Below are 24471 nucleotides of genomic sequence, written 5' to 3' on the forward strand. Positions count from 1 at the left end.
TGGCAAAACCGGCTCAGGCGTTTTCGCGCGCTACGTCTCGGATTCGGTCGATCATCGCACGCACACCGTTCGACCGCTGGGCCGACAGATGTTCATTCAACCCCAATCGGGCAAGCTCGGCCGCGGCGTCGACCTTCTCCACTTCGGCAACGGGCAAACCGTTGTAAAGCGAGCGCAATACAGCGATCAGACCGCGCACGATCAGCGCGTCGCTGTCGCCGTCAAACCGAAAAACACCATATTCGATCACCGGATGAAGCCAGACCTGACTGGCGCAGCCATGGACTTTGGTTGCCGGCACCTTCAAGGCGTCATCCAGCGGCTCCATCGCCTTGCCCTGCTCGATCACGTGGCGGTACCGGTCTTCCCAGTCCTCAAGGAACTCGAAATCCTCGACAATCTCCTCAAAGGCAGGCGTGGCCATGAACGTGGGTCCTCTGGTTGCGGTTCTGGTTCTGACCTAAGTCGCTCGATGTCCGGTGTCCACCCCCATGGGCGGCTTTTCAAACGACCGAAAGTAGGCTAACCCAGTGCGGGTAATACCTTGCAAAGCTTTGGGTCCATGCAAAAAACTGTTTCCGTCCTTCTTGTCGCCCTGTTGACCCTGTCCGCCTGCAGCAGCTGGCGCGATTCCCGGGCAAACCCGTCGAACTGGTTCGGGAACAGCGCGCCTGCCCCGGTCGAGACATCGGCCAGCGACGCAGATGCGCTGGTGCCGAAGCAAAGCTCGGGCCGGGGACTGTTCGCGCGCCCTGAACCCGAAGATACCAGCGTACCGATCACCACCATCACCGAGCTGCGGATCGAGCCGAACGCCTCGGGTGCCATCGTTGTCGCGCAAGGCACCGCCTTCCGCCAGGGCGCCTATGACGCAAAGCTCACCTTCGTCGAATCCGAGGAAAACCGGAAGAACGGCGTTATGGAGTTCGTTTTCCGCGTGAACTACCCGACCTATGCCACTGCGCAGGGGCCCGAACGTACGCGTGAAGTGACCGATGCGGTCAATGTCAGCCGTCAGGACCTTGAAGGCATTCGTCTGATCCGCGTGGTTGGTCAACAGAACGCCCTGGAATCGCGTCGGCGCTGAAATCAATCTTAAAGGGGGACGACCTGAACAGTTTGTCCCTTCGCTGCCAAGGCAATCTCGCCTCTGCAGAGTTTGAGCGCGTCCTCGCCAAAAACCTCGAACCGCCAGCCGGACATCGCAGCAACGTCACGGTCCCCAGCCGCGATCTGATCCAGCTCCGAGCTGGTCGCGATGAGCTTGGCCGCGACCCCTGCGGTTTCCGTCTTTGACTTCAGCAATACCCGCAGCAGATCAGCCAGCGCGGGGTTCACCTTGATCTTGTCCCGGCTGTTGTCCACCCGGGGAAGATCCTCTGGCGGGCAATTCACACCGGCCTGTACGGCTGCCAGAATACCGTCAGCGATGGCACCTTTGCGCGCTTCGCGCAGCAGCAAACGCGAGCTGCCCAGATCAGCATGCGTGCGTGGTTTGGTCGACGCCAGCTCGACCAGCGCATCATCCTTGAATACACGGCTGCGTGGCACGTTGTTCTGCTGGGCATATTCCTCACGGAACCGGGCAAGCTCCCGCACCACCGCAAGGAACTTGGCCGAGTTGGTTCGGGTCTTGACCCGCCGCCATGCCTCTTCGGGGCGGATGTCATAGGTTGCCGGATCGGTCAGAACGCGCAACTCCTCCGCTACCCAATGGCTGCGCTTGGACTTCTCCAGCTCGGCGGCCAGATGTTCATAGATTTTGCGCAGATGCGTCACGTCCGCCAGCGCATAGGTCTGCTGGGCCTCGCTCAGCGGGCGCCGCGACCAATCAGTAAACCGCGAGGTCTTGTCCAGACCCTGTTTGCAGATTTTGCGAACCAGCGTTTCATAGCCAACCTGTTCCCCGAAACCACAAACCATTGCAGCGACCTGCGTGTCGAATAGCGGCTTGGGGAAAATACCGGCTTCCACCCAGAAAATCTCAAGGTCCTGGCGGGCGGCATGGAAAACTTTGACGACGTTTTCGTTCTGGAACAATTCGTAAAGCGGCTCAAGCGACAGTCCTTCTGCCAGCGGATCGACCAATACCGCGCTGTCCTCGTCTTCAGAGGGCACGGCCAACTGGACCAGACATAACTTGGAGTAGTAGGTCCGCTCGCGCAGGAATTCGGTATCGACGGTCACATAGGGGTGTTGGGCGGCAGCCTTGCAGAAGTCAGCCAACTCTCGCGTGGTTTTGAGGGTCTTCATGCGCTTGCTATTCTTGCTCTTGCTCTGGTCATTGCCCGTTGGTTTCTTCTGCCCCGAGCGCTTGGCCAGACCATAGGCCGAATTGGCCGCTCATGTAAATCTCTGGCGCAAGATCAGGGGAGTAACACCGGTGCGCGATCGCCACGGGCAAAGCGCTCCAGAACCGCCGGATACAGCTTGTGTTCCCAGGCCAGCACCTTCCGAGCAAGCGAATCCGGGGTGTCGCCGGGTTCGACCGGAACCCGGGCCTGCCCCAGGATCGGACCGTCATCCAGCGCCGCGGTGACCTCGTGCACGGTGCAGCCGTGTTCGGCATCCCCGGCGGCGATGGCGCGGGCGTGGGTGTTGAGCCCTTTGTACTTGGGCAGCAGCGAGGGGTGGATATTCAGCATCCGTCCCTGAAAGCGGGACACGAAATCGCCCGTCAGCACGCGCATGAACCCCGCCAGGCAGACGATGTCTGGGTGCGCCTCGAGCAGCGGCTTGCACAACTCGGCCTCAAACGCGGCGCGGTCACCGCCGAACGGCCGGTGATCGACCACGGCTGTGGCAATCCCGCGATCCGCCGCCTTGGCCAAGCCGCCAGCATCTGCATTGTTCGACAGAACCAGACAGGGGCGCGCCGGGTGGTCGCCTGTCATGCTGTCGACCAGCGACACCATGTTCGACCCGCCCCCGGAAATCAGGATGGCGACGCGCTTGTGGCTCACAGCAGCTTGCCTGCGTAGCTGACGCCCGCCCCTTCGGTGACCGATCCGATGCGCGCGACGCTCTCGCCGGCATCCGTCAGCAGGGCGGCCAGGTCATCTGCGCGGTCGGCGGCACAGACGACGATCATGCCGATCCCGCAGTTGAAGGTCTTGAGCATTTCCGACTCGGCGATACCCCCGGTTTCCGCCATCCACCTGAACACCGGCGGCAGGTCCCAGGCGTTCAGGTCGATTTGCGTACCCAGATCGTCGGGCAGCACGCGCGGCAGGTTCTCGGTCAGCCCGCCGCCGGTGATATGAGCCAGCGCGTGCACGCCACCGGCCCGGATCGCGGCCAAGGCGGGTTTGACATAGAGCCGCGTGGGCGTCAGCAGCGCCTCTCCCAAAGGCCCGTCGCAGAAGGGCGAGTCCGCGTCCCATCCCAGGCCCGAGATCTGAACCAGCTTACGCACCAGCGAGTAGCCGTTGGAATGCACCCCGTCCGAGGCCAGCCCCAGCAGAACATCCCCGGCCTGCACACCGGCGGGCAGATCGCTGCCGCGCTCCATCGCGCCGACAGCAAAGCCTGCCAGGTCGAAGTCGCCATCGGGGTACATCCCCGGCATCTCGGCGGTTTCACCCCCGATCAAGGCACAGCCCGATCGGACGCAGCCCTCGGCGATGCCCTCGATGATCCGCGCGGCGGTCTCGGTGTCCAGCTTGCCCGTGGCGAAGTAATCCAGGAAGAACAACGGCTCGGCCCCCTGGCAGATCAGGTCGTTCACGCACATGGCCACCAGGTCGATCCCCACGCCATCGACCACGCCCGTGTCGATCGCGATCCGCAGCTTGGTGCCAACGCCATCGGTTGCCCCCACCAGGATCGGGTCGGAATACCCTGCCCCTTTCAGGTCGAACAGCGCGCCGAACCCGCCAAGGCCGCTCATGACGCCGGGGCGGTTCGTCCGCTTGGCGGCGGGCTTGATCCGGTCGACCAGCGCGTTGCCCGCATCGATATCCACGCCCGCATCTGCATAGGTGATGCCGTTCTTGCCCGCTGTCATGGCCGTTCCCTCATGAATGCTTTCAGCGCGGGTTAGTCGATTGTGCGCCGCGTTGCAACGGTCAGGCTTGACGCGGCTGTTCTGCGTGGTACCCAAGCGCTCAGGCGGGCCTGTAGCTCAATTGGTTAGAGCAGAGCGCTCATAACGCTTTGGTTGGGGGTTCGAGTCCCTCCGGGCCTACCAAATACGGCCGAAATCACCGCCCGATGATGATGTCTGCGCACAAACCGCCCAAGCGCTCGCTTTGTCCCAGGCGTAAAACACCGCCGTGGACACGAGCGATATCTGCAACGATCGCCAGCCCGAGGCCTACCCCGCTGCCCTGATTCTGGTTCCGCGACGGGTCCAACCGGCTGAACGGCTTAACCGCCTCGGTCCGCTGTTCGGGCGGGATGCCGGGGCCATCATCCTCAACCCGAATGCGCAGCGATTTGTCAGTCAGGGTCATGCTGACCATCGCGTGCGACCCGTAGCGCACCGCGTTGCCGATCAGGTTTTCCACGGCGCGGCGGATTGCAGTCGGACGCAGCATCACTGCACCCTGCCCTTCGGGCGGCAGCAACTCGACGCTTTGTCCGGCCCGTTGCGCATCATCCACGATCGAGCGCAGAAGCTCATCCGGACGAACCTCGACCTGCTCGCCCTCGGACGCGCCGCGCGAGAAATCAAGGAAGGCATCCAAGAGTGACTGCATTTCGTTCACGTCCTGAAGCAGCGGCTTTGCATCTTCCTCGGGCAGCATCGACAGGCCAAGCTTGAGCCGGGTCAGAGGCGTTCGCAGGTCATGGCTGACTCCCGACAGCATCAGGGTCCGCTGCTCGATCTGCCGCTCGATCCGGGCGCGCATGTCAAGAAACGCGCTACCGGCGGCCCGCACCTCGACTGCCCCTCCGGGGGTGAACGGCACGACCCGACCGCGACCAAAAGCCTGCGCCGCATCGGCCAGCCGAGTGATCGGCCGCAACTGATTGCGCATGTACAAGAACGAAATCGAGGTCATGATCACCGCAAAGAACAGCATCGTGACGATCAACTGGTGCGGGGCGACCGTCGACAGACGCCGGCGATCAAAGCCAAGCTCCAACACACCTAGATGGGTGTTCAAGAACAAAGTCGCGACCTGACTGTCCGGCAACGATACCGCTACGAGGTTCGGCAGCAGCTCTCGAAGATCAGCGTCGATCTGCGGTGCGATGAAATCATACCAGCGCCGAGGTTCAATAGTAGGCGTTTCGTTGATCCCCAGAAAACGGGCCTGCATGTCCAGCACCCTCAGATCCGGACGCACCGCGGCCAGCGCCTGCTGTTGGGTTTCGGCACCCTGAATGCCTTCCAGAACCAGCCGCACTTCGCGCGACGCCGCCCGGGTCATCTGACCGGTCACATCCTCTAGGTGTTCACGCACGAATGCCACCGACACCACCAACAGAACCACGATCACCGGCAGCACCAGAATCAGGGCCGCCCGGGCATACAAGCTGCGGGGCAAATAGGGTTTGAGCCAGCGCGAGGACATGCGCTAAACCTAGCGGGCTGCCCCGCCAAGAGAAAGAGGCCAAGATGCTGCAAGCAGACGATTTCAACCCGAAACCGGGGATCCCTGTCGCCCTGCAGCCGGGCCTCAGGCTCTTGCTGGCCCCAAACCCGTCGCCGATGACCTATCTGGGGACAAATACATATCTCTTGGGCACCAGCGACCTTGCCGTAATCGACCCCGGACCGTTGAGCGACAGTCACATGCAGGCCATTCTGGATGCGTTGCAGCCCGGGCAAATGATCAGCCATATCGTGGTCACCCACAGCCACCTGGACCATTCGCCGCTGGCTGCTCCGCTGTCAGAGCGGACAGGTGCCCCGATCTACGCCTTTGGCGGGCCACAGGCAGGGCGCAGCGCGATCATGTCCCAACTGGCCGAGCAAGGCCTCGCCGGCGGCGGCGAGGGAATCGACACGGAATTCCGCCCGGACATCGAGTTGGCGGACGGCGACAGGATCGAGGGGGACGGATGGGGCCTTGAGGTCATTCACACGCCGGGTCATCTGGGCAACCACATCGCGCTGGCCTGGGGAGACGTGTGTTTCACCGCCGATCACGTGATGGGCTGGGCCAGTTCGCTGGTTTCGCCTCCGGATGGTGATCTGACAGACTTCATGAAAGCCTGCCACCGGCTACGCGCGCACGACTGGTCGGTCTTCCATGCCGGGCACGGCGCGCCGATCACAGACCCCTCGGGTCGGCTTGACTGGTTGATCCGCCACCGGCTGGAACGTGAGGCACAAATCCTCGACGCGCTGGCCGAGCGCCCGGGCACAGCCCGAGATCTGGCCCAGCGGATCTATGTCGAAACCCCGCGCGCCCTGCTTCCAGCGGCCGAGCGCAACGTGTTTGCCCATCTGGTAGACCTGACCGGAAAAGACCGCGTCGCCCCCCGGGGCGCGCTGTCGGTGCAGACCAGTTTTCATCGCATTTCCTGAACGCGCAAAAAATTCGCCCTCGGTGCTTTTCCCCTCTGGACGCCGAAAAACCGGATTGCTATATGCGCCTCAGTTCCGGCGTAGCTCAGCGGTAGAGCAGTTGACTGTTAATCAATTGGTCGTAGGTTCGATCCCTACCGCCGGAGCCAAAATCCTCTGATTTCAGAAGTTTGTGGCGCACCCAACCGCTCACGTCCCGTGTGCAGTCGGTTTCCGATCCGACACGCGGAGTTTTCAGCCGGTTCAACGCATGCGATCAGACTGCCCCCAAGGACCTGCGCCGTTAGTTCGGAGTTGGTCTTTCGATCAGCCCAATCCTGTCAACCACACTCGCGAAACATCAGAGAATTTTCCAGCGCCTGTGACTCAAGTTTGGTCCGCCTTGCATTTGCACAGCAGACCGTCCGCTACAGTTCGTTTTTGTAGATCACCCCGCCCTTCATGATCAGATCGAAGCGCTCTTCGTATTCGGTCATGACAGACATGTCCTCAAGGGGGTTGCCGTCGATCAAAAGGATATCCGCATGAGCACCTTCCGCAATGACACCCAGCGCCCCGGGATAAGGATTGCGCGGCCCCGACAAGGCAAGCAACTCGGCTGATTTCGAGGTTGCCTGACGGAGTATTTCGGCATTGTCGAACCATTCCGTTCTCAGAACGAACTCCTCGTTTGCGCGCTTGATCATCTCAGGAGAAGTGATCACGTCCGTGCCGAAGACGATATTCTCGAATCCAAGCTCCTTGGCCATGGTGAACATCTGGTTGATGCCGTCATAGGCTTCGTCATGCTTGGCTTTTTGTTCGTCGTTGTAGCCGGCCGGATGGAATGTGTAGACGATGACCTGCGGCGACAGCCAGGCATCATGCTCCATCATCACGCGCATGGCCTCTTCGCTCATCAGATTGCCATGCTCGATGGACTTCACCCCATTCTCGACGGCGCGGATGATGCCATCCGAGTTGTAGACATGGGCGGTTACGTAGGTGTTCCAGTCTTCTGCCGCTTCGACGGCTGCACGGATTTCGTCTGCCGTGTACTGCGTGGTGTCCAGTGGATCAGCAAATGACCCGGTACCGCCACCGACCGAAATCTTGATCTGCGAGGCCCTGCGGCGCAACACCTCGCGTACGGTCTTCAGAACCTCGTCACGCCCATCGGCAACTGCGACATGGAAGTATTTCATCGGAATGCTGGGCTCGAACACCAATGACCCGGGCTCGTTTGCGTCCGTCCGATGATCCGAGTGGCCCGAGCTCTGCGAGATCATGGGACCCGAAGGATAGACACGCGGCCCCACCAGAATGCCCTCGTCGATGGCGCGTTTCAGTGAAAACGAGTTCCCGCCGACATCGCGGACCGTCGTGAACCCCTGCATCAGGTATTGTTCGGCGACGGTTGCGGCAACATAGGCCCAGTATTCGCGATCGGCATTGAATGCGATACCGAACGGCATCTGAAACATCAGATGCGCATGCATGTCGGCAAATCCGGGCATCAGGAACCGACCCTGCGCATCGATCACCGTCGCCCCCTCCGGCGCATCCAGATCAGGGCCAATGGCCGTGATCACGCCGTCTTGGATCAAAACGTCCTGACCCTCGATCAGGTCGGAACGGACACCGTCGAAAATCCGAGCGCCGGTGATCAGGGTTCCGGCCTCTTGGGCGATCCCCGGCGCGGCGAGAACAAAGAAGAAAAGCTTCGCTGCAATCCTGCAAGCTGTCCGCATCTTGGGTTCCTTTCCGATTTCAACAGGTTCACCGAAGAATGGTGCATTATCGAGAGGCTAGTCTCTTTCTGATCCGGATGAAACGATCACGTCGCGGCCGGTGCGTAGATCAACGCAACGTTTCACTGCCGCACGAAACAACAAACCTGTTCACCCCGATTGAAATCCGAAACGGAAACCTGGGGCGCGCAATTCGTCCAAAGAAAGCAATTTTCGTCTGGACCTCGTCTTTGCAGATTGGTACACGCCCCTCAGTTCCGGCGTAGCTCAGCGGTAGAGCAGTTGACTGTTAATCAATTGGTCGTAGGTTCGATCCCTACCGCCGGAGCCAAAAATCCTTATAAATCAAGCGTTAACCTGCCAAGGCGTCCTTGAATTCATCCCGCAGTTTGCGTTTCAGGACCTTGCCCGTCGCATTGAGTGGCAGCGCGTCGACGAAGACCACTTTGTCCGGCACCTGCCACTTGGCAATCTTGCCGTCGAAAAACTCTAGCAGCTCGGCCTCGGACGGGTCTTCGCCCTCGGCCTTGACCGCCACCAGCAGCGGGCGTTCGTCCCATTTGGGATGCGGCACGCCGATCACCGCCGCGGTGGCCAGTTTCGGGTGCGCTACGGCGATGTTTTCCAGCTCGACCGAGCTGATCCACTCACCGCCCGATTTGATGATGTCCTTGGAACGGTCGCGGATGGTCATGTAGCCATCGGGGTCCAGCGTGGCCACGTCGCCGGTGGCGAACCAGCCATCCTGCAGAAGATCTTGATCCTGCTGCTGGAAATAGCTGTCCAGCACCCAGTGTCCGCGCACCATCAGGTCGCCCTGCGTGACCCCGTCATGCGGCAGGTCGTTGCCGTCGTCATCGACGATCTTCAGTTCGACCCCAAAAGGTGGACGACCTTGATTCTCGCGCAGTTTGTGCTGTTCCTCGATCGGCAGCTTGCGATGCTTGGCCAGCGGGATGTTGGCGGTGCCCAGCGGGCTCATCTCGCTCATCCCCCAGGCATGCACGGTGTCGACGCCGTATTTTTCCCGGAAGGTCTCGATCATCGAGGGCGGGCACGCCGCGCCGCCGATCACCGTACGTTCGAGGCTTTCCAGCCTGGTGCCGCATTTGGCGGCATGGGCCAGCAGGCCCTGCCAGATCGTGGGAACCCCCATCGCCAGCGTCACGCCATAGGTGTCGATCAGGTTCACCAGTGCCTCGCCATGCAGGTCCGGCCCGGGCAGCACCATCTGCGAACCGGACATGGCGCAGCCATAGGGCGACCCCCAGGCGTTGACGTGGAACATGGGCACCACCGGCATCACCACATCCATCGCCGAATACCCGATCACGTCGCGGGTGTTCGAGGCAAAGCTGTGCAGAACGGTCGAACGGTGCGAATACAGCACGCCTTTGGGGTGGCCGGTCGTGCCCGAGGTGTAGCACAGGCTCGAGGCGGTGTTTTCATCGAAGACCGGCCATTCGAAATCGGCGTCGCCGGTCTCGATCAACTCGTCATAGAATTCCAGTCCGGGGATCTGCTGCAGTGCGTCCTCGCTGCGCGGTCCCATCAGGACGAAATGCTTCACTTCGGTCAATTGATCGCGGATCGCGGCGACCAGCGGGATGAAGGTGGCGTCGAAGAACAGCACCCGGTCCTGCGCATGGTTGATGATGTAAACCAGCTGTTCGGGGAACAGGCGCGGGTTGATCGTGTGGCAGACGAACCCGGCACCCGAGGCGGCATAGTAGATTTCCAGATGCCGGCGGTTGTTCCAGGCCAGAGTGCCGATCCGATCCTGCGGCTGCAGGCCAAGCTTGGTCAGCGCTGACCCAATGCGCCCGGCATTGGCGGCGATCTCGCCCCAGTTCGTCCGGGTGACGGTTCCGTCGGTTTCGACCGACACGATCTCGGTCTGACCATGATAGCGCGCAGCATGATCGATCAGTGACGAAATCAACAGCGGCTGCGTCATCATCTGTCCCAGCATGGACATCCTCCCATTCATCGCGCCGGCCTGATGCGGCGTCTGTTGCGGCCAGGCGACACGGCGGCATGGCCGGCCCCAGGGCTTCTCCTCGGGGCCGATCCTGCCAATCATTTAATTGTCTGACAATAAAAGAATGCGGCCTGCCGTGGCGGCAGGCCGTCAGATTTGCAGGGCTTCAGCCCCGGTGCCGCAGCGCATAGGCCACAAGTGCGGCGGTCGAGCCGTCCTTGCCCTCGGTGCCCGCATCGCCATCGACGATTGGCCCCAGCGAGGTGGCCAACTCCTTGCCCAGCTCCACCCCCCACTGGTCGAACGAGTTGATGCCCAACAGCACGCCTTCGACGAACACCCGGTGTTCATACAGCGCAATGATCTGGCCCAGAACGAAGGGCGTCAGCTGCGGATAGATCAGCGTGGTCGAGGGCCGGTTGCCCGGGAACACGCGATGCCGGGCCTGACGCTCCAACTCGTCGCCATGCAGGCCCATCTCGGCCATGCGCGCTCGCGCTTCCTCAAGCGACCGGCCACGCATCAACGCCTCGGACTGAGCCAGGCAGTTGGCCAGCAGCAGACGGTGATGATGGGCCAGTTCGGGCTCGTGGCCTTCGGCGGCCACCATGAATTCGCAGGGGATCACGTCGGTGCCCTGATGGATCAGTTGGTAAAACGCGTGCTGCCCGTTGGTGCCGGGCTCACCCCAGACCACCGGCCCCGAAGGCACGCTCAGCGCCGAGCCGTCCATGGCCACCGATTTGCCGTTCGATTCCATCTCGAGCTGCTGGAAGTAGGCCGGCAGCCGCAGCAGCCGTTGGTCATAGGGCAGAACCGCGCGGCTGGCATGACCCAGCACCTGACGGTGCCAGAAGCCCACCAGCGCCAGCATCACCGGCATGTTCTCGGCCCAGCCCGCGGCGCGGAAATGCACGTCCATCGCCTGCCCGCCGCGCAGGAACGCGTCGAAGGCGTTCGAGCCCACCGCAATCATCACCGGCAGTCCAACCGGACCCCAGACCGAATAGCGCCCGCCGACCCAATCGGCGAAGCCGAACACGCGGTCAGACGGGATGCCGAAGTCCGCCGTCTTGTCCACGGCGCTGGACACGGCCGCGAACTGCCGCCCCGGGTCGCCGCCGCCGTCCAGCATCCAGGCCCGCGCCGTCCGCGCGTTGGTCATGGTTTCGATGGTGGTAAATGTCTTGGACGCCACGATCACCAGCGTCCGCGTCGGGTCCAGTTCGCGCAGCGTGTCGGCGATGTGCGCGCCATCCACGTTCGAGACATAGTGCAGGCGCGGCCCGTCGTGATAGGGCGCCAGCGCCAGCGTCGCCATCACCGGCCCAAGGTCCGAACCGCCGATGCCGATATTCACCACGTCGGTAAAGCTGCCCCCTGCCCCCTGGGCCGTTCCGCCCCGGACCTCTTCGGCGAACACGCGCATGCGCTGCAGGGTGTCCAACACCTCGGGCATGACGTCCTGGCCATCAACCTCGATTGGGCCGCCATCCAGATTGCGTAGCGCCGTATGCAGCACAGCGCGGCCTTCGGTCTCGTTGATCTTGTCGCCCCGGAACATCGCGTCGCGCCGCTCGGCTAGACCGGCCTGATCGCACAGGTCGATCAGCGCCGCGCGGATGTCCGTGTCGATCAGGGTCTTCGAATAGTCGAACAGCAAATCCCCGGTCGAGGCCGAGAATCTCTGCGCCCGGTCGGGATCCTGCGCGAACAGGTCGAGGATGCGGGTGTCCGCCGCCTGCGCGGCAAGGGTTCTGAGAGTGTCCAGTTGCATAAGATCAATCCGCCCAGTGTACCGTCATTCCATCCAAGACTGCCGCAATTGGCGCCTCCTCAGGCGGCAGGCTCATGGCACGCTCAAGCGCTGCACGCTTTTGTTCCCCATAGATGACCAGGTGTTTGGACAGCGCCCCATCCAGAACCGGACCCGTCAGGGTGATCCGCGTCTCGGGCTGCGTCTGCGGGCGAGCAACGGCCAATGCCGGTGCGTTGCCGGCCAATGCCTGCGCCAGCCCCTCCATCCCCGGAAACAACGAGGCCGTATGCATGTCGTCGCCCATTCCAAGAACCAGCACCGCCAACGGGCGCAGCGGCTCGATCAGAGCTTCGATTTGGGGCAGAACCTCTTCGGGCGCCTTGCCCGGAATATAGAGCGGGACATAGTCCGCTGCCGCCGCCCGGTTGGTCAGAAGACGGTCGCGGATCAAGCGCTCGTTCGACCGGTCACTGTCTGCTGGAACGCAGCGTTCATCGGTGGGCAGAACACGGACACGCTCCCATTCAAGATCCGCGGCGCACAGGCTGTCGAAGATCGGTCCGGGCGTGGTGCCGCCGGGAACCGCAAAAGCCACGACATCGCTGTGCAGCAGCGCGGCCTCCAACTCGCCTGCCAGAACGTTGGCAACATCAATGGCCAGCATGTCCCTGTCGGCATATTCCTGAATCTTCATGGCTTGATCCCTTGCCAATGGCGATCGTCGCGTTTCATCAGCAGTTCGGCGTCGCCGGGACCGGTACTGCCGCTGTCATAGGGTTTAGGCACGTCGCCGCGCGCCTGCCACCCCGCAATGATCGGGTCGGTCCAGGCCCAGGCGGCCTCGACCTCGTCTCCGCGCATGAACAGTGTTTGATTGCCTCGGATCACGTCCATCACCAAACGCTCATAAGCATCCGGCGCTTCCTCGTTTTCGGGCCCGAGCGCTTCGGCAAAGCTCATGTCCAACGGGACGTCGATCAAACGCATTCCGCCCTGCCCCGGCTCTTTGATCGTGACTTTCAGCGTTATGCCTTCGTTCGGTTGAAGGCGGATCGACAACGTGTTGGCATGCCGCCCGGCCTCGGCCCCGAAAATCGAATGCGGCGCATCCTTGAAGATCACGTTGATAACCGAGGACCTTGCCACCAACCGCTTGCCGGTGCGCAGGTAGAACGGAGTTCCCGCCCACCGCCAATTGCTGACATGCGCCCGCAGCGCCACATAACTTTCGGTGGTCGAGCGCGGATTGCCCACCGCTTCGCGGTAGCCCGGCCCGTCGGGACCACCCGAATACTGCCCACGCACGATATGGTGCGGCTGCACCGGGTCCAGTGCGCGGATTACCTTGAGCTTTTCATCGCGCACGGCATCCGAATCGAACTTGGCAGGCGGTTCCATCGCGATCAGGCACAACAGCTGCATCAAATGGTTTTGCACCATGTCGCGCATGGCCCCCGCGCGCTCGTAATACTCTTCGCGACCATCCACGCCGACGGTCTCGGCGACGGTGATCTGGATATGGTCGACATACTGGCTGTTCCACAGCGGCTCGAACAGCATGTTGCCGAACCGGACGGCCATCAGGTTCTGGACGGTTTCCTTGCCCAGATAATGATCGATCCGGTAGATTTGGTTTTCGCTGAAATACGAGGCCAGCGTGGCATTCAACGCCCGCGCGCTGTCCAGGTCGTGACCGAACGGCTTTTCGACGACGATCCTCGTCTGCTCGTTTGCCAGACCATGCTGGCGGATTTTCTCCGCCAACGGGGCGAACAATCCGGGTCCAACCGAGAAATAGAAGGCGCGGATCCGCGAATCCGCCAACAGACCTGAAAGGTTTTCCCACCCATCATCAGAGCTGGCATCCAACCGCAGATACTGCAGCCGGTTCAGGAACCCATCAAGGTTGCCGGGATCTGCCGCTTGACGAGGTGCGTGCTGGGCCAGCGACTCGGCGACGATCGCACGATAGCCCGCCTGATCATGTGCGGACCTTGCTGCGGCGATTATCCGAACATCGTCATTCCACTGTCCCGCGCAATAACGACGAAACAAGGCAGGCAAAATCTTGCGCTGCGCCAGATCCCCGGTGCCACCAAAAATGACCAGATCAAATGGGTCGACGGGTATAACGCGAGAAACCATGAACCGTCCTTAACGCGCCATCGCCGGCATGTCCAATGTTAGCGCAATCATATCCTGGACTTTCTCTGGTTTTCCAATCTGTACCAATCGTGTGCGGCGCACCGGACCGCCACCGAAACGCACAAGAATATTCAACCGCTCAACGCGTCCGCCGTCAACGGATTGCCAAGATCTGGTTGTGTTCAGAAATTATGAGAGTGAGTAACCTGCGCCGAAACGCAGGTCGGCATTCATTCGATGATCCATCGGCCGGATCAAGGCGCATTGGCCTCGAGCGCAACCTGGCCGAAACGCTAGTTCAGCCGGTATTCTCCGACGACGTTCCGCCATTCTCCGGGTGCGATCATCTTGCGGTGGGTAAAGCGCACCGAATGCAGCGGACCCTCGATTTCGCGCTGCCAGAACTCGATGAAATTGAACAGCTTGGGATGATCCGGCGCCAAGTCGTAATCCTGCCAGATGAACGTGTTCAGAACATGGATGTAATCCGGCATGCGATAGAAGATTTCAGCCGTTGTCAGGCCATACCCCTTCAGCATCAATTCGGTTTCGTTTTTCTCCATTCAGACCTCCAGATTTCCTCAAAGGTCCCTTCAGGGTAACATGATTCCTTTTCAATCCGTATTAAAACAATGTGTTACCCGAAAAACACCGCGGTTCCAGGCCACTTCCGGGTTGCTTGCTTGCACCCTATGTGCCGGGTCTGATAAGATGCATCCACAAGATATAGACCCAGCACAATAAACGGGCAGTTTACGTGAGCGATACGCCAGAAATCCCCGAAAACATGGATGAAACCCCGCCCGAGCGCCCGGTTTACGACGGCCCGACGGTATCCATCGAATCCGAGATGCGGACGTCCTATCTGGACTATGCGATGTCGGTCATCGTGTCCCGTGCGATCCCCGATCTGCGCGACGGCTTGAAACCGGTGCATCGGCGCATCCTCTATGCGATGCACGAGACCGGGAACACCCACGACAAAGCTTACCGCAAATCGGCCCGTCCCGTGGGCGATGTGATGGGTAAATACCACCCGCACGGTGACAGCGCGATCTATGACGCGCTGGTGCGGATGGCGCAGGATTTCTCGATGTCGCTGCCGCTGCTGGATGGTCAGGGCAACTTCGGCTCGATGGACGGCGACAACCCGGCGGCCATGCGCTACACCGAGGTCCGCATGGACAAGCCCGCCGCCGCTCTGCTGGCGGATATCGAGAAAGAGACGGTAGATTTCCAGGACAACTACGACGGCAAGGACAAGGAACCCACCGTCCTGCCCGCGCGGTTCCCCAACATGCTGGTCAACGGCGCCGGCGGCATCGCGGTGGGTATGGCCACCAACATCCCGCCGCACAACCTGGGCGAAGTGGTCGACGCGACGCTGGCGCTGATCGACGATCCGGACCTGACCAGCGAACAGCTGATCGAATACATCCCCGGCCCCGATTTCCCCACCGGCGGCGTGATGCTGGGCCGGTCCGGTGCGCGCAAGGCCTATCTGGAGGGCCGTGGCAGCGTCATCATCCGCGCCAAAACCCGCGTCGAGGAGTTGCGCAAGGACCGCTATGCCATCATCGTGGACGAGATCCCCTATCAGGTGAACAAGGCCTCGATGATTGAGAAGATCGCCGAAGCCGTGCGTGAAAAGCGCATCGAAGGCGTCAGCCACGTTCAGGACGAATCTGACCGCAACGGCGTGCGGGTGGTGGTCGAGCTGAAGCGCGACGCAACGCCCGAGGTGGTGCTGAACCAACTTTACCGGTTCACGCCGATGCAGACCTCATTCGGCTGCAACATGCTGGCGCTGAATGGCGGTCGCCCCGAGCAGCTGACCCTGCGCCGGTTCCTGACCAGCTTCATCGACTTCCGCGAAGATGTCGTTGCCCGCCGCACCGCATACGACCTGCGCAAGGCACGGGAACGCAGCCATATCCTGTGCGGTCTGGCCGTGGCGGTCTCGAACGTGGACGAGGTCGTTGCCACGATCCGGTCTTCGGCCGACGCGGCAGAGGCGCGCGAAAAGCTGATGACCCGCCGCTGGCCCGCAGCCGAGATCGAGAGCTATCTACGCCTGATCGACGATCCGCTGTCCAAGATGAACGACGACGGCACCTACAACCTGACCGAGGTTCAGGCCCGCGCGATCCTTGATCTGCGCCTGCAACGCCTGACCCAGATTGGTGTCAAAGAGGTCACGGACGAGCTGGAAGACCTGGCCGCCAAGATCAAGGAATACCTGGACATTCTGTCCTCGCGCGAGCGCATCATGAGCATCATCGCCGACGAGCTGCGCGAGGTTCGAGAGCAGTTCGCAGTGCCGCGCCGCACTGAAATCGTCGACTGGTCCGGCGATATGGAAGACGAGGACCTGATCGAACGCGAGGACATGGTCGTCACCGTGACCTCGGGCGGCTACATCAAGCGTACGCCGCTGGCCGACTTCCGCGCGCAGAAGCGCGGCGGCAAGGGTCTGTCGGGGATGCAGACCAAGGAAGAGGACGTCGTAACCAATCTGTTCGTGGCGAACACGCATACGCAACTGCTGTTCTTCACCACCGATGGGATGGTCTACAAGCTCAAGACATGGCGCTTGCCTCAATCTGGGCGAACCGGCAAGGGCAAGGCCATCGTCAACATCCTGCCGATTCCCACGGGTGTTTCGATTGCGGCGATCATGCCGGTCGATGTGCCGGATGAAGAATGGGAAAACCTGCAGATCGTCTTCGCCACCAGTGCCGGTGACGTGCGCCGAAACGCGCTGAGCGATTTCACCAACGTCAAGCGCAACGGCAAGATCGCGATGGATCTGCCCGAGGGTGTGGAACTGGTCAACGCGCGCATCTGTTCCGAGGATGACGACGTGATGCTGGTCACCAATTCCGGCCGGGCAATCCGCTTCCCGACCACTGCCGTGCGCGTGTTCAAGGGCCGCAAATCGACCGGTGTGCGCGGCATCAAACTGACGAATGGCGATCGAGTCGTCTCGATGTCCGTCATTCGCCACTTCGAGGCCACGGCAGACGAGCGCGCCGCCTACCTGAAGATGCGCCGCCTGATGGCAGGCGTCACCGAAGAGACCGAAACCGACGAAGACGAAGGCAACGCAGACAGCATCCTGCCTCAGGAGCGCTATGCCGAGATGTCTGCGGCGGAAAACCTTATCCTGACTATCACGGCCGGCGGGTCGGGCAAGCTCAGCTCGTCGCATGACTACCCGGTGCGCGGCCGCGGTGGAATGGGCGTGATGGCGATGGACAAGGCGATGCGGGGCGGCCCGCTGGTGGCCTCGTTCCCCGTCGAAATCGACGACCAGATCATGCTGGCCACGTCCAAGGGGCAGTCGATCCGGGTTCCGGTCGACGGTATATCGTTCCGGTCCCGCAGTGCGGGCGGGGTCAAGGTGTTCAACACCGGCAAAGGCGAGGAAGTCGTCAGCGTCGCTTGGATCGCAGACCAGGGTGACGAGGAAGACGATAGCGAAACGTAAGGATGGCCGCCTCTGATCGGCGGCCCTCATTTCAACGACGACGGAGCGGCTCTGCAACAGCAGCCGCTCCTTTTCGTTTCGGCGAATGTCGAAGCGTTCTTTCTGGGGTCAAGCCGGGTTTTGCGGTAGGCTCATCCAATGAGACCCGAACCCAGACTGGACATCATCGGCGCCGCCCTCGCCGACCCAACCCGCGCACGCATCCTGTGCAAACTGATGGACGGGCGGGCGTTCACCAACAAAGAGTTGTCCTGCGCAGCCAACATAACGCCACCAACTGCAACGGCCCATCTCAAGCAGTTGGAGCGGGCCGGCCTGACCACTTCGATACGCAGCGGCAGGCATGTCTATCACCGGATCGCAAGCGCACAGGTCGCATCGGCTTTGGAAAAGCTGTCCACGCTAACCCCCAGCGATCATGTCCGGCGGGCCGCGAAACCGGACTTGGGCGTTCTGTTGGCCCGTTGCTGCTATAACCATCTTGCCGGGCGTCTCGGTGTGTGGATCACGGACAACCTGCTGGATACGGGCGTTCTGCAACTGGCACATGGGGCACTGGCGCCGGGTCCGCGATATCACGCATTTCTGACCGATCTCGACCTGGACCCACCGCGGGTCAGCGCCCACCGGCCGGTCGCCAAATTCTGTCTGGACTGGACGGAACGCCGAAATCACATCTCAGGTTCCTTGGGAATCGCGATTCTGGAAAAAGCTCTGAAAGACAAATGGCTGACGCGCCAAAGGTCCAGTCGCGCCCTGACCATCACGCCGGAAGGCAAGATCGCTCTTGCTCGCCATTTCGGCCTGTCGGACTCCGCGTTTGATTGCCTCGGGTCGTCGGTTCGGTCGATGGCGAAGCGATAAGTCACACTTGAGATACAAACCCGGTCATTTTGACGTTGCTTGGTTAGGAGACTGGAATGACCCAAAAACCACAGGACACCGAACGATATCTGACAGACGAAGGTTGGCGCGTGATCGTTCAGGTTCCCGAGGACCGCGCGCAGGCGGTGATTGATGCCGTTCTGGCCGAAGCCAACCTTGTTTACGGCGATTATGATCGCGTCACCTTCCGGTCGACGCCCGGAACGCAGAGCTTTCGGTCACTCGGGACCGGACGCAATGCCGTCACCTGCGACACGGTGGATGTTCCCTGCGTCGAAGTCTCGTTCTTTCTGGATGTGTCGGACGGCGTGCGTTCGAAGGTGCTGCGCGCAATCTACGCGGCCCATCCCTATGAAGAACCGGTGATCCTTCTGCACCCGTGTTTTCGAACGCTGCACATCCGTGGGCAGGACGAAGACAACCCGAACCGGTTCTGGAACCGGCCTCTGGAAGACTGGGTGCCTGATGCACACCGCAGCTAGATGACCCCTATCATACCCATAGCGGTCATCTTTCCAGGTCATAGACCGTAGAGCGTGCCGAATTTGTCTTCGAGATAAGCCAACAAAGGCTCGGGTCCGGGCTCCATGCCGCTGGCGCGGCGGATGACGTCGCGTGGGGCATACAGACCGCCATGCTGCTGAACATGCTCGCGCAGCCAGCCGGTTGCAGTGGCGGTATCGCCCTGCGCCAGTTGATCGTCCAAGCTTGGAACTGCCGCTCGGAGAGCCTGATACAGACAGCCTGCGTACACATTGCCCAGCGAATAGGTCGGGAAGTAGCCAAACAGACCGACCGACCAATGCACGTCCTGCAGACACCCGTTCGAAGGCTTGTCGACCGCATAGCCGAAATCGGCATGGAAGCGGTCGTTCCACGCGGCCTCGAGGTCCTTCACCTGCAGTTCGCCCGACATAAGTGCGCGCTCCAGATCGAACCGCAGCATTACGTGCAGATTGTACTGAACCTCGTCCGCTTCGGTTCGGATGTATCCGTTGTGCACCCGGTTTACGGCGGCATAGAAGGCATCTTCATCTGCTATGCCGAAATCACCGAAGGTGTCCATCATCTGCCGGAACAGCCAGCCCGTGAAGGCGCGCGAGCGGCCCAGCTGATTTTCATAGATGCGGCTCTGGCTTTCATGAACGCCCATTGACACGCCCTGGCCCAGCGGTGTCAGCGCGTAGGCCGGGTCGATGCCCTGCTCATAGCAGGCGTGCCCGACCTCATGGATGGTCGAATAGAAACAGTTGAACGGGTCGGTTTCGCTGGTCCGAGTGGTGACGCGCACGTCGTCGCCGCTGCCCGAACAGAACGGGTGTACGGCCTTGTCCACCCGCCCCCGGTTCAAGTCGTACCCGAAAGTCTCCGCCAGCTTTTGCGTCAGCTTCATCTGGGCCGCTTCGTCAAACGTTCCGGTCACGCCCGCGGGGGACGGCCGGTCAAGAACCGCGGAGCGCAGCGCAACCAGACGCGGGCGCAGGGCGTCGAAGATGTCGGCGATCTGGGCAGCGGTCGTGTAGGGCTCGTAATCCTCGACCAGCGCGTCATAGACATCGCCGCCCTGCGCCAGAGCCGCCCCTTCCTCGCGCCGCAGCGCCACGACTTCCTCCAGAACCGGAAGAAACGCGGCAACATCCTCGTCGGCGCGGGCCTGTGCCCACTTGCCCTGCGCGGCCGATGTCACGCGGGCGATGGCCGTGGCCAGATCAGCGGGCACCTTGACCGTGCGCTCGTATGTGCGGCGGATTTCGCGCAGTTGCGCCTGACCGACCTCGGTGTCGGCATGGGCGTTTTCCAGCCACTCGGCCACGCGCGGATCCGAACGGCGCGCATGCAACACGGCTTCGATTGCGGCCATCTCCTCGGCGCGCTGGTTGGCGGCCCCGCGCGGCATGACAGTCTCCTGGTCCCAGCCCAGGCGCCCGGCGATCTGTGCCAGGGCCGAGGTTTCGCGCTGAAAGGCCATCAGGTCATTGAATGCAGTCATTGGGTCAAGCTCCGCGCAGCGAGGTTGCGATGGGATAAGCGGTCAGGAACCGGGCGCGCAGGATCAGGGTCCAGACGACCACGGCCATAAACTGGTGGAAGATGGCGATCTGCCAGGGCGCGCCGTAGACCACGGTGAGGATGCCTACGACCACCTGCAGCGACAGCGCCGCGAACATGGAGTTGAAGGCGAATCGGGTCTGCGGGTGGGCGCTGCTGCTGCCGCGCCGCCAGACGAAGATGCCGAAGGCGAACAGCACATAGCCCACGCAGCGGTGGATGAACTGCACCAGCCCCGGACTTTCGAAAAAGTTGCGCCACATCGGTTCAAGCGCGGTGGCGTCCGGCGGCAGCAGTTGCCCGCCGATCAGCGGCCAGTCGGTATAGGACCGGCCGGCGTCGATACCCGCCACCAATGCACCGATCAGGATCTGCAGAAAGGCAAAGTGCAGCAGCCCGGTCGACAGCGAGAACAGCCGCGCCTCTTTCGCGCGACGGGCCTGCATCAGGTCGCGTTCCTCGCGCCCCAGCATGAAGATGTACCAGGCCAGAAAGCCCAGGATCACGAACGCGAGGCCAAGATGGGTGGCCAGACGATAACTGGCGACCGCGGTCATCCCCTCGCCCTGCGTCACCCCCGAGGCCACCATCCACCAACCGACGGCGCCCTGAACGCCGCCCAGCAGTCCGGGGATCGCAAGGCGCCCGGTCCAGCCTGCGGGGATCTTGTGCAGCACCAGAAAGCCAAAGAACCCAAGCGCCCAGACCAGGCCGATCACACGGCCCAGCTGCCGATGACCCCATTCCCACCAGTAGATGGTCTTGAAGTCATCCAACTCCATCCACTGGTTCATGATGCGCCACTGGTCGATCTGTTTGTACTTGTCGAACTCGGCCTGCCAGTCCGCCTCGGACATCGGCGGGATCGCTCCGGTGACCGGTCGCCATTCGGTGATCGACAGGCCGCTGTCGGTCAGGCGGGTCAGCCCACCCACCGCGATCATCATGACGACAAGCGCGAACAGGATCATCAGCCAGATACGGATGGCCTTGCGTGCGCCACCCCGGCCGCGGTCGATCATGCCGGGCTGGATCGTTCCCTGCTTTTGTTCACCCGAGACTTCTTCGAAGATGCTGCGCTTGCCGCTCATGCCGTCCTCATGTCCTTGATTTTCCCGCAAGCTAGGGCCAGTGCCCGCGAAGGTCCAGCCTCAGCCCTTGTCCTTCCAGCGGACCATCTGACGCATGATCCCGTGCAGCATCTGCACATCGGCCCGCGTCATCTGCATGCGCGACCACAGGTTGCGCAGGTTTACCTTCATCCCTTCGGCCTTTTCCGGCGGGTAGAAGAACCCGGCATCGTCCAGCCGCTGCTCATAATGCTCGACCAGTTTCTCGACCTCGATGCCGGTGGCCCAGTCACCTTTGCCCAGATCGGTGGCCTCGTGCACCACGTCGCCGGTCTGGCGCATCCACTCATAGGCGGTCAGCAACACGCACTGCCCCAGGTTCAGCGAGGCATATTCGGGGTTCACAGGCACCGAGATGATCGCATTGGCCTTTGCGATGTCTTCATTCTCCAACCCGGCCCGCTCAGGCCCGAACAGCACGGCCACCTTTTCGCCCGCCGCCACCTTCTGGGCCGCGATCTGCATGGCCCGTTCGGGGCTGTAGACGGGTTTGGTCAGTCCGCGCTGACGGGCGGTGGTGGCGAACACATATGTGCGGTCGCCCAACGCGCCGCCCAGATCGTCGAACAGCTGCGCCTCGTCCAGCAGCCGCCCGGCACCGCTCGACATGGCCACGGCCTTGGGGTTGGGCCAGCCGTCGCGCGGGGCGACGATGCGCATCCGGTCCAGACCGAAATTCCACATCGCCCGCGCCGCGGCGCCGATGTTTTCGCCCATCTGCGGGCGGACAAGCACGAATGAGGGCTGGGGTCTGTCGCTGAGCATCCTGATCTCCGAAAGTTGCGCCTGCCATAATGCCGCCGCTGGCACAGGGCAAGCCCGGCCGCCCTGCCCGATTGCAAATCACGCGGTCTGCGGGCAATAAAGTTTGCTTCGCCGCCGCAATCGGCTAAACCGCGCCAAAGACCAACCGCGAAGGATCCGCCAATGGACACCCCCGAGCAGCCTCAGATCTATCTGATCACCCCGCCGACCATCGACCCGGCCACCTTTCCCGACCGGCTGGCCCGCGTTCTGGACGGGACCGAGATCGCCTGCATCCGGCTGGCGCTGGCCGGCAGCGACGAGGACGCCATCGCCCGCGCGGCCGACGCCTGCCGCGAGGTGGCCCATGCGCGCGATGTGGCGCTGGTGATCTCGAACCATGTCCTGCTGGCGCAACGGCTGGGGCTGGACGGGGTGCATCTGGAGGATGCGGCCCGCTCGGTCCGGGCCGCGCGCAAAGAGCTGGGGGCGGATGCCATCGTGGGCAGTTTCTGCGGAACCTCGCGTCATGACGGGATGACTGCGGGCGAAGCCGGGGCCGACTATGTGGCTTTTGGGCCCGTGGGGGAAGTGTCCTTGGGCAAAGGAACCCGTGCCGAGCGTGATCTGTTCCAATGGTGGTCCGAGATGATCGAGGTTCCGGTTGTCGCCGAAGGCGGCCTGACACCCGAACTGGTTGCCGAACTGGCTGAATGCACCGACTTCTTCGGTATCGGAGACGAGATCTGGGCCGCAGAGGACCCGCTAAGCGCCCTGAACACGCTGATCGCGCCGATGAATACCGGCGGTTAGGACATAACCGCCCAGTACAGACCCAAGCCCGCCAACAACAGCGAGGCTACTGTGGAAATACGGCCGCGCAGCCTGGGCGAATCCGGCAAGAGCACGGTCAGGGTGGCGAGGATCAGGATCGCGACTCCGCTCAGCGCCAACAGGATGCCAGCGGCAAAACCCAGCACCGCCGGCGCGACATGGTGCGGCGGCACACCAAGGCGCGACGATGCTTCTGACAGTGTCAGGCCAAGGACTGCACCGGCCGCCAAAAGGAACAGCACGCGCCAGACCCCCAACCGGTCGGTGACGAGGTTCCAAAGCGCCAACAAGGCGATGGCAGCCGGCACGACCGGCCACGGCAGGAACGGCCTCGCACTCAACACGTCGAACATCCCAAGCGGCAGCATCACCAGAACGCCCAGCCCCAGCGCGGCAAGTTGAACAAGGACCGGGCGCAACTTCAGTGACAAGAAAACCAGCACCGAGGCCAGCGCCAGAAGCTGTGCCCCCGCGCCCGCGACATGCAGCAGCCCGGCCCGGAAAAAAGCCTCGGCCGCTTGCTGCGCCCCCAGCCCGGCCCCGCCTGCCAAGGGAATGCGAGGACTGACCTCGCCGCCGCTCAGAAACCCGGTATAAGGCGCCTCGACCCCTTGCTGGCGCAAGACCACGGGGCCGATCCCTTCGGGCCACGTCAGGCGCAGACTGCTTGCATCGGGTGGCAGAGGACCGGCCAACAGCACTCGGGAAATCCGCGGCACGTCCGGGTTGCCGACCACTGGAATACTTGCGCCTTCATAGGACAATGCAACCGGCCCGTTCACGTCGATCTGCAAGGATTGCTTCCAATCCGTAACAAAATCGTGGACGTGTTCCTCAAGTTCGGACGAGACAAGCCGGCGCAGCTGTGCGTAACGCGCGCTCCCGCCGTCGCCGCCCTGCGCGACTTCTTGCGGATCGAACCCGGCCAGAACGGCCTCGGCGTTCATGGCGATTTCGACCAGAAGCCGACCGTCCCGGACCTGAAAGTCAACGATTGTCCGTCCGCTTTGTTGCGCCCATGCAGGCATTGCCAAAAAAATATATGCCAGAAATGGCGCAATGATCCAGGCGCGAAACCTCAGGAAGGTCAGCAAACGGATATTGAGACCCATCCGAAAATATCCAAAAGAACCAAAAAACACTGTGTCTGAGTGTTTCTTCCTTCCAAACAATTGGCAAGCCAAATCGCCGACGTGGACCCAGCCCGCGCAGCTTCCGGCTTGCGCGCGCCCTGCGCCTGCGG

General features: G+C 62.1%; 21 protein-coding genes and 3 tRNA genes. 9 read left to right on the plus strand and 15 right to left on the minus strand.

What is annotated here, in order from left to right; genetic code table 11:
- Positions 1-13 precede the first annotated feature (13 nt).
- A complete protein-coding gene (locus AC2FML_RS03310; protein ID WP_480633128.1) occupies positions 14-424 on the minus strand; it encodes a SufE family protein in 411 nt (136 codons plus the stop codon).
- A gap of 138 nt (positions 425-562) precedes the next feature.
- On the opposite strand from AC2FML_RS03310, the gene AC2FML_RS03315 reads away from it, so the two are divergent.
- Entirely contained in the window at positions 563-1087 is a 525-nt protein-coding gene (locus tag AC2FML_RS03315; protein WP_496781950.1) for a hypothetical protein, read from the plus strand.
- An 8-nt stretch (positions 1088-1095) separates the two neighbouring features.
- On the opposite strand, the gene rnd is transcribed toward AC2FML_RS03315, so the two are convergent.
- The 3 genes from rnd to purM all read right to left on the minus strand — a co-directional run bounded on the left by rnd (position 1096) and on the right by purM (position 4006).
- Positions 1096-2253 carry a ribonuclease D gene (rnd, locus tag AC2FML_RS03320; protein WP_170367186.1) on the minus strand — a complete coding sequence of 386 codons (1158 nt, stop codon included), beginning with the start codon at positions 2251-2253 and terminating at the stop codon, positions 1096-1098.
- A 113-nt stretch (positions 2254-2366) separates the two neighbouring features.
- Entirely contained in the window at positions 2367-2963 is a 597-nt protein-coding gene (gene purN, locus AC2FML_RS03325) for a phosphoribosylglycinamide formyltransferase (RefSeq protein ID WP_496781952.1), read from the minus strand.
- The gene (purM, locus tag AC2FML_RS03330) at positions 2960-4006 is read right to left on the minus strand and encodes a phosphoribosylformylglycinamidine cyclo-ligase (RefSeq protein ID WP_496781953.1); all 1047 of its coding nucleotides are present in this window, start codon (positions 4004-4006) and stop codon (positions 2960-2962) included. The genes purN and purM overlap by 4 nt, the downstream gene beginning before the upstream one ends.
- Positions 4007-4112: 106 nt before the next feature.
- Between purM and AC2FML_RS03335 the strand changes: the two genes are divergently transcribed.
- Positions 4113-4189, plus strand: a tRNA-Ile gene (locus AC2FML_RS03335).
- 13 nt (positions 4190-4202) lie between these two features.
- Here the strand turns inward: AC2FML_RS03335 and AC2FML_RS03340 are convergent.
- Entirely contained in the window at positions 4203-5522 is a 1320-nt protein-coding gene (locus AC2FML_RS03340) for an ATP-binding protein (RefSeq protein WP_475144071.1), read from the minus strand.
- Positions 5523-5566: 44 nt separating this feature from the next.
- Between AC2FML_RS03340 and AC2FML_RS03345 the strand changes: the two genes are divergently transcribed.
- Positions 5567-6481 (plus strand): MBL fold metallo-hydrolase, encoded by a 915-nt coding sequence (locus tag AC2FML_RS03345; RefSeq protein WP_496781955.1) that lies wholly within the window; start codon positions 5567-5569, stop codon positions 6479-6481.
- A gap of 74 nt (positions 6482-6555) precedes the next feature.
- Positions 6556-6630 (plus strand) — tRNA-Asn (locus AC2FML_RS03350).
- Positions 6631-6888: 258 nt separating this feature from the next.
- Here the strand turns inward: AC2FML_RS03350 and AC2FML_RS03355 are convergent.
- Complete coding sequence (locus AC2FML_RS03355; RefSeq protein WP_496781957.1) at positions 6889-8211, minus strand: metal-dependent hydrolase family protein; 1323 nt, start codon at positions 8209-8211, stop codon at positions 6889-6891.
- 256 nt (positions 8212-8467) lie between these two features.
- On the opposite strand from AC2FML_RS03355, the gene AC2FML_RS03360 reads away from it, so the two are divergent.
- Positions 8468-8542, plus strand: a tRNA-Asn gene (locus tag AC2FML_RS03360).
- Positions 8543-8563: 21 nt separating this feature from the next.
- Here the strand turns inward: AC2FML_RS03360 and AC2FML_RS03365 are convergent.
- The 5 genes from AC2FML_RS03365 to AC2FML_RS03385 all read right to left on the minus strand — a co-directional run bounded on the left by AC2FML_RS03365 (position 8564) and on the right by AC2FML_RS03385 (position 14659).
- Positions 8564-10183, minus strand: a complete 1620-nt coding sequence (locus AC2FML_RS03365; protein ID WP_496781959.1) for a long-chain-fatty-acid--CoA ligase — start codon at positions 10181-10183, stop codon at positions 8564-8566.
- Between the two features lie 175 nt (positions 10184-10358).
- Complete coding sequence (pgi, locus tag AC2FML_RS03370) at positions 10359-11969, minus strand: glucose-6-phosphate isomerase (RefSeq protein ID WP_170338938.1); 1611 nt, start codon at positions 11967-11969, stop codon at positions 10359-10361.
- Between the two features lie 4 nt (positions 11970-11973).
- On the minus strand, positions 11974-12645 hold the full coding sequence (gene pgl, locus AC2FML_RS03375; protein WP_496781961.1) for a 6-phosphogluconolactonase: 672 nt from the start codon (positions 12643-12645) through the stop codon (positions 11974-11976).
- Positions 12642-14096 (minus strand): glucose-6-phosphate dehydrogenase, encoded by a 1455-nt coding sequence (gene zwf / locus AC2FML_RS03380; protein ID WP_496781962.1) that lies wholly within the window; start codon positions 14094-14096, stop codon positions 12642-12644. Before zwf ends, pgl begins: the two co-directional genes overlap by 4 nt.
- 293 nt (positions 14097-14389) lie before the next feature.
- Complete coding sequence (locus AC2FML_RS03385; RefSeq protein WP_093962206.1) at positions 14390-14659, minus strand: usg protein; 270 nt, start codon at positions 14657-14659, stop codon at positions 14390-14392.
- A gap of 224 nt (positions 14660-14883) precedes the next feature.
- Here AC2FML_RS03385 and gyrA point away from each other — a divergent pair, with 224 nt between their 5' ends.
- The 3 genes from gyrA to AC2FML_RS03400 all read left to right on the plus strand — a co-directional run bounded on the left by gyrA (position 14884) and on the right by AC2FML_RS03400 (position 18953).
- A complete protein-coding gene (gene gyrA, locus AC2FML_RS03390; RefSeq protein ID WP_170366759.1) occupies positions 14884-17586 on the plus strand; it encodes a DNA gyrase subunit A in 2703 nt (900 codons plus the stop codon).
- A 138-nt stretch (positions 17587-17724) separates the two neighbouring features.
- Complete coding sequence (locus tag AC2FML_RS03395; protein ID WP_496734803.1) at positions 17725-18450, plus strand: ArsR/SmtB family transcription factor; 726 nt, start codon at positions 17725-17727, stop codon at positions 18448-18450.
- 56 nt (positions 18451-18506) lie between these two features.
- Positions 18507-18953: a YqfO family protein gene (locus AC2FML_RS03400; protein ID WP_480726319.1), complete on the plus strand. Its 447-nt coding sequence runs from the start codon at positions 18507-18509 to the stop codon at positions 18951-18953.
- Positions 18954-18991: 38 nt separating this feature from the next.
- Here AC2FML_RS03400 and AC2FML_RS03405 read toward each other — a convergent pair whose 3' ends face one another.
- The 3 genes from AC2FML_RS03405 to AC2FML_RS03415 are packed head-to-tail and all read right to left on the minus strand — an operon-like array spanning position 18992 to position 22415.
- A complete protein-coding gene (locus AC2FML_RS03405; RefSeq protein WP_496734799.1) occupies positions 18992-20461 on the minus strand; it encodes a carboxypeptidase M32 in 1470 nt (489 codons plus the stop codon).
- Positions 20462-20465: 4 nt separating this feature from the next.
- Positions 20466-21611 carry a heme A synthase gene (gene ctaA / locus AC2FML_RS03410; RefSeq protein WP_496781964.1) on the minus strand — a complete coding sequence of 382 codons (1146 nt, stop codon included), beginning with the start codon at positions 21609-21611 and terminating at the stop codon, positions 20466-20468.
- A gap of 60 nt (positions 21612-21671) precedes the next feature.
- Positions 21672-22415: an RNA methyltransferase gene (locus AC2FML_RS03415; RefSeq protein ID WP_496781966.1), complete on the minus strand. Its 744-nt coding sequence runs from the start codon at positions 22413-22415 to the stop codon at positions 21672-21674.
- A 162-nt stretch (positions 22416-22577) separates the two neighbouring features.
- Here AC2FML_RS03415 and AC2FML_RS03420 point away from each other — a divergent pair, with 162 nt between their 5' ends.
- On the plus strand, positions 22578-23207 hold the full coding sequence (locus AC2FML_RS03420; RefSeq protein WP_496781968.1) for a thiamine phosphate synthase: 630 nt from the start codon (positions 22578-22580) through the stop codon (positions 23205-23207).
- On the opposite strand, the gene AC2FML_RS03425 is transcribed toward AC2FML_RS03420, so the two are convergent.
- A complete protein-coding gene (locus AC2FML_RS03425; protein ID WP_496781970.1) occupies positions 23204-24340 on the minus strand; it encodes a HupE/UreJ family protein in 1137 nt (378 codons plus the stop codon). The genes AC2FML_RS03420 and AC2FML_RS03425 overlap by 4 nt on opposite strands.
- Positions 24341-24471 lie beyond the last annotated feature (131 nt).

It is taken from the genome of Ruegeria sp. BHSC029, from assembly GCF_059613085.1.